At 52.7% G+C, this 11,383-nt stretch carries 7 protein-coding genes; 3 read left to right on the plus strand and 4 right to left on the minus strand.

Annotation, left to right across the window (positions count from 1 at the left end; genetic code table 11):
• From WCI03_09285 to WCI03_09295, 3 genes are read left to right on the plus strand one after another with little or no spacing between them, the layout of a single operon-like run.
• Positions 1-1,206 (plus strand): type II secretion system F family protein, encoded by a 1,206-nt coding sequence (locus WCI03_09285; GenBank protein MEI8140048.1) that lies wholly within the window; start codon positions 1-3, stop codon positions 1,204-1,206.
• 19 nt (positions 1,207-1,225) lie between these two features.
• A complete protein-coding gene (locus WCI03_09290; protein ID MEI8140049.1) occupies positions 1,226-1,360 on the plus strand; it encodes a hypothetical protein in 135 nt (44 codons plus the stop codon).
• 39 nt (positions 1,361-1,399) lie between these two features.
• Positions 1,400-3,949, plus strand: coding sequence for a diguanylate cyclase (locus tag WCI03_09295; protein MEI8140050.1), 2,550 nt, complete (start codon positions 1,400-1,402; stop codon positions 3,947-3,949).
• Here the strand turns inward: WCI03_09295 and WCI03_09300 are convergent.
• From WCI03_09300 to WCI03_09315, 4 genes are read right to left on the minus strand one after another with little or no spacing between them, the layout of a single operon-like run.
• Positions 3,916-5,337, minus strand: a complete 1,422-nt coding sequence (locus WCI03_09300; protein MEI8140051.1) for a sigma-54 dependent transcriptional regulator — start codon at positions 5,335-5,337, stop codon at positions 3,916-3,918. The genes WCI03_09295 and WCI03_09300 overlap by 34 nt on opposite strands.
• Positions 5,334-7,343: an ATP-binding protein gene (locus tag WCI03_09305; GenBank protein MEI8140052.1), complete on the minus strand. Its 2,010-nt coding sequence runs from the start codon at positions 7,341-7,343 to the stop codon at positions 5,334-5,336. Before WCI03_09305 ends, WCI03_09300 begins: the two co-directional genes overlap by 4 nt.
• Positions 7,340-9,853: an ATP-binding protein gene (locus WCI03_09310; GenBank protein MEI8140053.1), complete on the minus strand. Its 2,514-nt coding sequence runs from the start codon at positions 9,851-9,853 to the stop codon at positions 7,340-7,342. The genes WCI03_09305 and WCI03_09310 overlap by 4 nt, the downstream gene beginning before the upstream one ends.
• A 1-nt stretch (position 9,854) precedes the next feature.
• A complete protein-coding gene (locus WCI03_09315; GenBank protein MEI8140054.1) occupies positions 9,855-11,093 on the minus strand; it encodes a beta-ketoacyl-[acyl-carrier-protein] synthase family protein in 1,239 nt (412 codons plus the stop codon).
• Between the last annotated feature and the right edge of the window lie 290 nt (positions 11,094-11,383).

Genomic DNA, 11,383 nt, shown 5'->3' on the forward strand with positions numbered 1-11,383 from the left:
ATGAGTCCTTTGCTGCGTTCAGGAGGAACTGGGAAACCCGTCGGGGCGATTGGTTCGTTGGCGCCAAAGGTGGCTCAAAAACCGGCTTTGAATACGAGCGCCAAAAAACCGGTTGCCGCTCAGGTAGTCAGAACAACTCGTAAAGGTGTAGGGAAAGTCCGGGGTGCGAATAAAATTGTTCAGAAGGATCTGGCTCCATTTTCCCGGCAGATGGCCGCCATGTTGTCGGCGGGTATGCCGATTGTCGCAGCGCTGGAAACTTTGGAGGAGCAGGCGGCCAACCCCAATTTTAAAATCGTCATAGGTTCGTTGAAACGGAATATTGAAGGGGGCTCCTCTTTCTCTGAAAGTCTTCAGCAGATACCGGATGTGTTCGACGTGCTTTATGTGAATATGGTTCGGGCAGGGGAACAGAGCGGGCAGTTTGCGGAAACCATGCGACGTATCGGCGATTTGCTCGAGGCTACCGCACGTCTACGGCGCAAGGTGAAGTCTGCAATGACTTATCCGGTGGTTGTGCTTTCCCTCTCTTTGATCATTGCCAGCGGTATGATCATTTTCATCGTGCCGGTTTTTGCGGGTATGTTTAATGATTTTGGCGGAAAATTGCCTGCTCCTACTCAATTTCTCGTGGACCTGAGCGCAGGAATCAAAAAGTATGCAGCTATTATTATTCCCGCGATTATGCTCACCATTTGGGGCTTTAAGCGCTGGAAGAAAACCGCCTCAGGCGCATGGGCCATGGATCGCATGGCCTTAAAAGCCCCGGTGTTCGGGTTGCTTACTCAAAAAGTCGCGATTGCTCGTTTTTCCCGTACTCTCAGTCAGTTGGTTCAAAGCGGGGTGCCTATCTTGAACGCGCTTGAAATCGTTGCTAAAGCGGCCAACAATCTGGTGATTGAGTCAGCCATTATGGATGCCCGCAAAGCGGTTGAACATGGGGATACGCTTTCGTCTGGTTTAGAGGGCAAGGATTGTATTCCAAAGTTGGTCGTGCGCATGCTCTCTGCCGGAGAGAAAACAGGTAAAGTTGACGAAATGCTGGGAAGTGTGGCGGACACCTATGATGACGAGGTAGAGGCTATGTTGGCTTCCCTGACCTCCCTGTTGGAGCCATTATTGATGGTATTTCTCGGGGTAGTTATCGGAGGCATTGTGGTTTGTATGTTCCTGCCAATATTCAAGATGGTTGACGTCATCAAGTAAGATACTCATGACAGCGCCCATGCATAAGACTGTCCTCTATGCCGGCCACATCAGGCAGGGAGCGCGAATGGTGGATTTCAGCGGTTGGTCGATGCCTGTGCAATACGATGGAATTCTGATTACCACGGAACACTCCGGTGGGCCGGCTGGATAAAGTTACGGCAGCGAAGGATATGTGTTTTAGGGCTTAGTTATGAACATACAAACAGATCCAAATGAAGAGTTCAGTCTTGCAGGAATACGAATTCTAGTGGTAGATGATGATGAAGTCATACGCCTGCTCGCCCAGCGCGTGCTCATGTCGCGTCACGCCGCAGTTGAAGTGGCTGAAAACGGCCGCTCGGCTTTACAGATTTTACTCCGGCAGGACTTTGATCTGGTGCTGGTTGACCTGCGGATGCAGGAAATGGATGGCATTACTTTCATTCAGGAGGCCCGTAACATCTGGCCATGGCTGGGCTTTGTGATTATGACCGGCTATATGGATGATGTGTCCTCTGATCTTTCTTCCACCCTGGGGGTTACGCGCGTGCTTGCCAAACCGGTTCGTCCGAATCAGCTCTGTCAGGTTTTGATGGAGGAATATAAAGAGCGTCGACTGGGGGTGGGAATGGCGGGCCCCGGGATGGAACAGCATCAGCGTCAGTTGCGGATGTTGGGGCATCTGGGCGAAACGGCGTTGGCTTCGGGCACCTTTGTTGAGGCTTTGCAGGACTTGAGCGAAGGGCTTGGCGAACTACTGGGGTGCGATGTTGCAGGCTTGTTGGGTTTCTCTGAAGGGCAGAATGTGGTTGTGCTGACGGCGCAGAATGCGGTGGCGGAATCTTTCCTGTCAAACTGTCATCAGGAAATGGTCTCTCGTTATGAGGCCTTAAGCGGGAAGAAGACAGGGCAAATCGAATGGCGTGTGCAGATGGAGGGGGTTCCCAGTTCACCGGAAGGACCGGCATTGCCCGGGCGCCTCATGACGATCCCGTTATTGGTCAATAATGAGATTCATGGAATTTTACTATTAGGGGCGGCTGAGGCGGAAAAGATTGCGGCAATCGATATTTCCTTTGTCTATCACATCGCGAACGTCCTCTCTTCTATTTTGGCTGCTGTTACCCGAATCCGGCAATTGGCTGCCCACGATTCCCTGACGGGGCTTTTTAATCGGGAATATTTTGAGGAGCAGGCGGAGCGGGCCTGGCAGTTAGCACGACGATATGGGCATCATATGGCTGTTGCCATTATGGATGTGGATCATTTTAAAGCCGTCAATGACACCAATGGGCATCTGGCGGGCGATCAAGTTCTTCATGAATTCGCCGACATTCTCAAAAAGGCGGCACGGGGTTCAGATGTGGTGGCGCGGTATGGGGGAGATGAGTTTGTGGTCATGTTGCCGCAGGCTGATCTGGCGTCCGGGATGGCCGTGGTAAATCGTATTCGAAGTGCCGTGGAGGAAAATGTGTTTTGTGCCAAAACACTAAATCTTAAATTAACCACTTCCATCGGATTAGCCACGAGTCTGGGCATTGAGCCTACGGCCTCGGCAACGGATATTCTGAGTTTGGCGGATGCTGGACTCTATATGGCCAAACGGGAAGGACGCAACCGAGTTCGCTTATGCACCAAGGAGCTTGGCAAAGACGGCGAAGTCGTCACAGGGGATGGAGTATCTGCAGGGGAAAAGGCCATGTCCAGTATCAGGACGCATCCCTGCATTCTGATTGTTGATGATGATCCGCTGATTCTCCAAACTCTGCAGGCAGTTTTGCGTGGGAGTGGCTATTTGACGGATACGGCCAGTGTTCCAGAGGAAGCATTACGTAAGGCGCAGGAGGCACCCGGAGCTTATGATGTCGCCGTCCTCGACCTGAATATGCCGGAAACCAGTGGATTGGAATTGCTGACGGCACTTCGGCAAACGGATAGTTTTATCATGCCGGTGGTCATGACGGGCTATGCGACCAAGGAAAATGCAGTCCAGTCCTTGCGACAGGGCGCGTTTGAATTTATTGAAAAGCCAGTCATGTCGGAAGAATTGCTGGCGGTTATCGAGAAGGCGTTGGATCATCGCCGCCTGAAAGTGGAGAATGAACGGTATCGCTCCCACCTCGAGGAGATGGTGCGGCAAAAAAGTGTTGATTTGCTCAAAGCCATGGATGAGCTGAAACAGGTGCATGAATTTACCTTGCAGGCCATGGCGCGTATGCTGGATGAACGCGAACATGCCACCGGTCAGCACAGTAATCGGGTTCGCGCTCTCAGTTCTGTACTGGGCAAAGCGATGAGTTTGCCTCGCAAAGAGTTGGATATTCTTTCTCATGGGGCTCAGTTGCACGATATTGGTAAAATCTCCGTGCCGGACCGTATCCTGCTTAAGAACGGCTCTCTGACTGATGATGAGTGGAAAGTGATGAAAACACATCCGGAAGTAGGGTATAACATTCTAGCCTCAAGTCCCTATCTCAAGGATGTGGCCGAACTTGTTCGCTCTCATCAGGAACGCTATGACGGGAAGGGCTATCCCCGCGGTCTGAAAGGCGATGCTATCTGTTTGGGCGCGAGAATATTTGCCGTGATTGATGCTTATGATGCCATGCGCTCCGACCGGCCCTACAGGAAGGCGATGTCGCCCGAACAGGCTGCGGTGGAGATCCGGAATGGTTGCGGGTACCAGTTTGATCCTGCAGTGGTCGACGCTTTCCTCAGGCATCAGGATCAAATGGAAGCAGAAGGCGGCTGGGCACTCTGAGTGGGAAGATCTGCATGCCGGAGCTTGTTGTATTGAATACCCAATTCTCTAATCTTATACCCCAGAATTCGGCGGGTTGTGCCGAGTAATTTGGCGGCTTTAGTTTGAACCCCGTTTGTCGACTGCAACGCATGAAGGATCATTTCCCGTTCGCAGGCGGCTACAGCGTCATCCAATGGAGCGGTGAAGTCTTGTTGCGCAGGCAGGATGCGTTCAGGTTTCTTATAAATGGATTCGGGGAGATGTTCGGGAAGAATCTCGGTTTTCTTGCTGTGCAGGACAAGGGTTCTCTCCACTATGTTTCGTAATTCCCGAATGTTTCCGGGCCATGTATAACGGGCTAGAAGCGACATGGCATCGGAAGAAAAACTTTGCACGGTGAAACTCATGCTCTTTTTGAAAGTTTGCAGGAAGTGGCGTGTCAGAAGAGGCACATCCCCTGCTCGCTCCCGTAAGGGGGGGAGCGTGATGGGGACGACGTTCAACCGGTAAAAGAGATCGTCGCGGAAACGATGCATGCGAACTTCATCTTCCAGGATTCTGGAAGTGGCCGTGATGATTCTGGCATGGGTTCGAATAACCTGTGTCCCCCCTAATCGCATGTATTCACGTTCTTGTAATACCCGGAGCAGTTTGACCTGTATCGGCAGTGACATTTCCCCCACTTCGTCAAAAAAAAGTGTACCTGATCCGGCTAGATCAAATCGTCCAAGCTTGCGCGTATCAGCACCGGTAAAAGCCCCTTTTTCATGCCCGAACAGCTCGCTCTCCATCAGGGTCTCAGGTAGAGCTGAGCAATGAATCGGAATAAAGGGATCTTCCGCACGCGGACTTAAGTTATGGAGGCGGCGGGCAATCAGTTCTTTTCCTGTTCCGCTTTCTCCCTGGATCAGGATAGTGGCGTCGCTGTCGGCTGCCTGCGCAACAGCCTCCAGGGTTTTTATGAAAGTGGGGGATTGCCCGATAAGGCCATCGTTAGAGTATTCCGGGGCAATTTCATGCTGCAAAACCTCTACTTTGCGCCGTAAGGCCGAGGTTTCAAGGACCCGGCTCACAATACGACGTATTTCATCCACGTCGAATGGCTTCATTACAAAATCACAGGCGCCGGCCTTAATGGCGTCTACAACAGGGCGCACGGAAAGGGAGGCGCTGACCATGATGCAGGGAAGGCCCGGATATAGATCATTCAACTCTTTCAGGAGCGTCACCCCGTCTTTTTCCGGCATGATAACGTCCAGCAGCACAATGTCCACGGGGTGTCTGGCGAGTTGTGTCAGTGCCTGTTCTGCATTTTCTGCAAGGTGAGTTCGGTAAAGGGTTGTGAAGATCTGGCGGAGGGATTCCCTGCTGCCGCGGTCATCATCAACAATGAGTATGGATTTCAAGGTGTTTCCTCCTCGAGTTGGGTTGCGACGGGTAGGTGGATGGTGGCGAGTACCCCGAATTCATTGGAGTGGAGCGCAATCTTTCCTTGATGGTCAAGAATGGTTCGGCGGGCGATCGGGAGCCCGAGCCCAAGACCGCGGGCCTTCGTGGTGGAGAACGGGGAAAACGCTTTATCCACCAATGCCGGAAGTATCCCGGGACCATTATCCTTAATGGTGATGACAATCCCGGGTAGGGGACCGGATTCCATGGCGATTGTCATGGTGATCTCTCCTTTAGGGGTGGGCGTCAGCGCTTCGGCTGCGTTCTTGATTAAGTGTACAAAGGCCTCGCCTAATGCGCGTTCGTCACCCGGCACCTTTGGTAAATTTTCCGGGGCGGTCAAGGTGACCTTGATATTGGGGGCAGGCGTTGGAAAAACAAGAGAGAGACTTGATTCCAGACACCGCTTAATTCCAAGAGGTTTGAAATTGAGAGAGGGTGGATTTGCAAAGGCGTGGATCTGATCCACGATGCTATTCAGACGCTCAATCTCAGAGGAGACCAGATCCCTGAATTCATGTTGAAAATCCTTATCCTCGTATCGTTCAGGAAGGAGTTGTGCAAACGTCTTTATGGCCACAAGAGGATTTCGTACTTCATGTGACAGGCTGGCGGCAAGTTCGGTCCAGAAAGTGGCGCGATCCAACCGATCTTGTTGTTCCTTCATGGAATTCTGGTCGGTGGTATCCTGAACGACGGCCACGGCACCGAGACAGCGGGTCTGGTTGGCAAGACGCTGTGTGCGTGTTACCAGATTCCGCTGGGTATCTTGTTGGATCCATTCGCTGGACTGCGATGCGCCGCTCTCTCCGAGGGTTCTGCGCAGCAGATCTGCCAGACGACTCCCCAAGCCCTCCACGGGCCGGCCTATAGCGGTCTCGGCGTTGACACCAAATAAGGCTTGGGCCGATTCATTGTACCATCGTACGATCCCCGAATCGTCTACAGCAATAATGCCGCTGGGCATGGAGTGAAGCAGGGTTTCGGCTAAGGCCTTTTGAATAGTAGCTTCCTCATAGAGCAAGGCATTCTCAAGGGTTGTGGAAACGCATTCGGTCAGGCTGATCAGATGATCCAAGTGGCGTTTCTCAAGCGGAAGCCCCGAGGAAAGCTGGCCGACAAACAGCCAGCCTAGGAGCCGGTGGTGGGATTGTAGCGGGATGAGCACTTCGGCGCCCATTTGGTCTAGCATGTCCCGCAGCATCAATCGATCGGAGACCTCCCGGATATGGTCGAGATGAGGATGGGAGACGGCATGCGTGTGGAGGGTCATCCAATTGACGTAGGGATGGTTTTCTCCGAATTCAAGCGACACGGAGGACTCGAGGCAGCGCAGACCGGCGCGGAGTCGATAGGCGGCGATATCGCGAGTTCTACTGAAAATTCCAATACGTGAGACCCGCAGGGCGTCGGCAACTTCGTCAACAAGCCGTTGCAACAGGGATTCAACGTTGGTGAAATGACGCATCGCCGCAGAAAAATCGCGAATATCGAAGGAAGGGTCGGGTTCTGCCTGAGGTCTGTTCTGGAGGGCCTCTGCCACAACGGTCAGCCGCAAGGTCTCCTGCCGAAGAAGGACATTTTCAGAAGCCAGTTCCAGGTGGCGGAGAGCCCGTTGCACCAGACAGTTCACCCTGTGGCGGTCCATAACCGGGTCGGGCTCGGTGGCGTAGACATCACTTTGTTGAGCCTGAAGCATGGGGTCGGAGCCGGGGATACCAAACGCGATAACAAGGGCATGGGGATAATTCCGATTAACAAGACCCAACAGGCCGAGGGCTTCCCGGGTCTGCAAATCCAGGAGCAGAACACGGTCTTGCTGCTGCTCAAGCTCCTTCTGGACACGGATAGGGGTTTCGAGATGGCGCACCACGGCGAGAGTCCCCAGCATGGTGCCCATTCGGGTAGCCCATGCCTCATTGGTACTGAACAACAGGCAGGTGGATCCAGATGAGTGCGTCATGCTGGTTTGTCCTCCTTAAGCAAGGGGAGGGCGATGGTAAATGTCGTGCCGCGTCCAGATTCGCTCTTTACGTCAATCAGGCCGTTATGCTCCTGAATGATCCCATGGGCTACTGATAAGCCCAGCCCTGTTCCTTGAGACTTGGTGGTGAAAAAGGGATCAAAGATGTGCATGAGATCCTCCGGAGAAATGCCCTCGCCGGTATCCTGAATGCGGACCAGAATCATGGGGCGATCCGGATGCCCATTCCACCATGCACTTAAGGGGTGTTCGGGGGATGGCTGGCTCGTAACGACCGTGAGCGTACCACCCTGTTCCATCGCCTCAATAGCGTTCAGGAAGAAATTTATGAAAGCCTGACTGAGTTGATCACCATCAGCATTGATATAGTCCGGCGAGATCGCGAAGGAAGTGGAGAGTTGAATATTCTTGGAACGCATTTGCTGCTGGAGGAGTTTGAGGGTGTTGCTCAGCAGGTCATGGAGAGAAATGGCCGCCAGGACAGGCTTTGAAGGGCGTGAGAACCGGAGAAGCTGGTTGACGATTGAGTCAATGCGTTTGACTTCACCGCCTACCAGAGACGAGAACGTCTCGCGGAAATCGGCATCGTCATAGCGTTCGGGCATCAGTTGGGTGAACGTTTTGATGGAGACAAGAGGATTTTTAATTTCATGCGCCATGCCAGCGGCGAGGGTACCCAAGCTCGCCAGTCGGTCAGTACGCCGGACCTGAAGTTCAAGCTGTCGGATGGTCGTGAGGTCGTTGATCACCAGAAACGCTCCCAGTTTTTTCCCCGCATGCCCATAGATAGCCGAACTGCTGATCCGGAGCGGGATGGGCTCGCCATGCGATTGAGAGAGGGCATAATCCTGGTTTGTAATGGCGAGGCTGCCACTCAGCGACTCTTTAAGAAGGTTTCCAAGAGGGTTCGGTAATAGGCCCAAGGGTTGCGTCAGCGTTTCGGCTGCTGACAGACCGGTGATCCGCTGGGCCTCCCGGTTAAAGACGGTGATGGCTCCATCGACGTTCGCGGCGATCACACCGCTGACGAGGCTGTCCACCAGGGTTTCGTTGTATATTTTGCTGTCCTGCAATTGGGTGTAGAGCCGGGCATTGTTAAGCGCCACAGCCAGTTGATTACAGAGAAGCTGCAATGCATGTTGTTCAGGGGCACCATAGATTGAACCCGATAGCCGGGGGCCAAGAAGGACGATGCCCTCTAGGCCCTCCTGTGAGCGTAGGCTGACCGCGGCGGCGAATTGATTCTGATCCAGCAGACGGCACGCCGCTGCGACGAGGGCAGTGGGTTTCAGGCGATGAATGATAACAGGAACAAGCGGTTCATCCCATTCGAGGAGTGCCTGAGGGATAGGGCTATTCCTGCTTAGCGTGAGAACCTCGTTGTCCTCGGCTTTTGGATAACGTTGAACATAACGTGAGTCCTCGCCGATGAAGATGCAGACACGATCCGTGCCAATGGTCTTAATGAGGAGATCCGCGAACTCGTGAAGGAGTGTTTCGACAGTGCGTATGGAGAGCATGAGCGCGTTAGCTGAACGCATTAGATCGCTTATGTTAAGGGTCGCGAAGTTCACAAATAGGCGGGCGGCTACCTGCTGCATCAGCCCGCTGGCGGGTACCATGGAAAAGGCTACCACAAGGGAGGCAATAAAATAAGAGAGAGCAGGGAGTGGGATCCAGAGTTTTTGGAGAACGAAGTTGAGAAGCAGGCATGTTCCCGCGTAAAGCAAGGCCAGCCAGGCGAATAACAGGGCATAGGCTGTTAGCCGCCTCATGAAATAGGCCACATCCATGATGCGCCGGGTGGCGATGCCATAGGCGATAACAATATAAAGACAGAGGACGGAAAGGGGCGTGAGTTGCACCGATTGGGAGTTGTTGGTGAACAGCGGAATCACCAGTGCGGTGACAATGCCGATAAATACGCTGGAGCCGCTTCCCAGAAAGATAAACTGCAGCTCCGTTTTTTGGATCCCGACAGAGTTCCTGAGATCACGAACAAAACGATACAGTAGCGTCATCAGGCCGAACACGAAAAAGACACCATAGATTGGAAAAGCGATACTGTAAACGGGATCTGGGATCGAGCGTGCGGTCTCTGCGGTTGTGGTGGCGTAGGAGGCTCCTAAAATAAAAAAGCGGGTTAATGAAACGAGCCCCATGGCGACTGAGATTGTGAACCAAAGCAGGGATTTCGAGAGGATGCGACGCCAGGATTCTGTCGGACGGACGATGGTCGCGCGCAATAAGTCGAAGCAGACGGGAATCATGGCCCCGATCATCATGCAACCCCGTATGAATATGGCGGCGACATCGAGGTTCGGCGCAAGAAAAGCCGAGGCCATGCAGCTTTGCCAAACCAGAAGGAGCAGGGAAAGGATGAGAAAAGATTGGTTCGCGCGGCGTTGTGGATTGGTATAGAAAACAAAAAGTCCAACCATCAGGTCGATGGCGATGATGAGGAAGTGAAACACTGAAAGTAGATTCATCTCATGAAACCCTTTCGGTGATAAGGCAGCTATTTCCTCCTCCGAGGCCGTGCGCATTAATCAGGATACAGTTTAGATGCGCATGTCTCGCATGGAGTGGAACATAGTCGAGATCGCATTCGAGATCTGGCTTTTCGAGGTTCGCCGTGGGCGGGATTATTCCGTGGCGGGTCGCCAGGGAACAGGCGATAAGTTGAAACGGCCCTGCAGCGGATAAGGGGTTGCCGGTGACCCCTTTGATGGAACTCACCGGCACCTTGTGCGCATGTGTCCCAAATACATTTTTAATCATCTTTGTTTCCATGCGATCCAAGACGGGATGGCCTGGGCCGTGTGCACAAATGAAGTCAACATTCAGGGGGCGTCGACCCGCATTGGCGAGTGCTTCGTTCATAGTCGCATTCAGGCCTGATCCTGAGACTGCCGGATCAGTGTCAAAACGGGTGGCGTATCCGGTAATCTCAAGATATGGCTTGGCGTTGCGTGCAAGTGCATGTGTCAAATTTTCAAGGATGAGTATCCCTGCGCCCTCCGAGATGACGCCGGAGTCATGATCCGCATCGAATGGGCGGCTGGCTTTCCCGGGGGTCTCATTACGTAAAGAAACTAAGCCGGCCTTTGCCAGACATGCAAAGGTCAGTGGGTTAATGGGCGCATCAGTCCCGCCGCAAACAACAACATCCGCGCGGCCTGCGCGGATCAGATCGGCGGCCGCGCCAATGGCGTCAAGTCCAGCCGCACATGCGGAAGCAATGGTCGTGGACCGTGATATCAGCGGGAAGTTCAGTGCGATAATACTGGCGGCTTGATGGGGCTGGCAGGCATGAACAATGTGTGAAGGAACTTTTTCTGGCCCCCGCCCCGCCATTCGCTCCATGCCGTGTTCGATAACTTCGATGGCACTCGAACTAACGCCGAGTACCAGGGGTATTGCTTTCTCGGAGATCAGGGTGTCGCACGATAAATTAGCGTCCAGAAACGCTTGGGCTGTGGCTGCAAGAGCCATTTGTGTCTGACGGGCAAGGCGCTTTGTATTAATGCCCGGCCTAATATGAACGGCCGGGTCAAAATCACTCACTTCACCTGCAATTCGACAGGAGTGTTTACTGGCATCAAACAAGGTGATTGTTTTGATTCCACTCCGGCATTCAAGAAGTGACGACCAAAAGGCTTCTTTACCAATACCATTCGGTGCCACAACGCCAAGTCCCGTAACAACCACTCTATTGTTGTGAGGCATCAAATTATGTCATCCTCATTTCTTCTAGGATAAGCATACTATTATAGATAGATCAAGAAAATATGTTCGTTTTTGTTCATGTATAATCGCGAAGAATGTTCAAAAACGTACACATCTTCTATATATGGATGATCATGCATTATGATACCACAATATATTGTCGATGACGGGTTGGCATGGCCACTGCTATATAGATTCAACGTGCATTTAGTGTAACAATGACATGAAAGGGGAATTATGAATCAAGATAGAAGTTGGGGATGGATATTGGGCTTGTCGTTGATTATGGC

It is taken from the genome of bacterium, from assembly GCA_037143175.1.
Lineage (GTDB): Bacteria > Verrucomicrobiota > Kiritimatiellia > CAIKKV01 > CAITUY01 > JAABPW01.

Excerpts from the sequence above, each read along its gene's own strand:
- WCI03_09285 (MEI8140048.1), top strand. The coding sequence starts at position 1 with ATGAGTCCTTTGCTGCGTTCAGGAGGAACTGGGAAACCCGTCGGGGCG.
- WCI03_09290 (MEI8140049.1), top strand. The coding sequence starts at position 1,226 with ATGCATAAGACTGTCCTCTATGCCGGCCACATCAGGCAGGGAGCGCGA.
- WCI03_09295 (MEI8140050.1), top strand. The coding sequence starts at position 1,400 with ATGAACATACAAACAGATCCAAATGAAGAGTTCAGTCTTGCAGGAATA.
- WCI03_09305 (MEI8140052.1), bottom strand. The coding sequence starts at position 7,343 with ATGACGCACTCATCTGGATCCACCTGCCTGTTGTTCAGTACCAATGAG.
- WCI03_09310 (MEI8140053.1), bottom strand. The coding sequence starts at position 9,853 with ATGAATCTACTTTCAGTGTTTCACTTCCTCATCATCGCCATCGACCTG.
- WCI03_09315 (MEI8140054.1), bottom strand. The coding sequence starts at position 11,093 with ATGCCTCACAACAATAGAGTGGTTGTTACGGGACTTGGCGTTGTGGCA.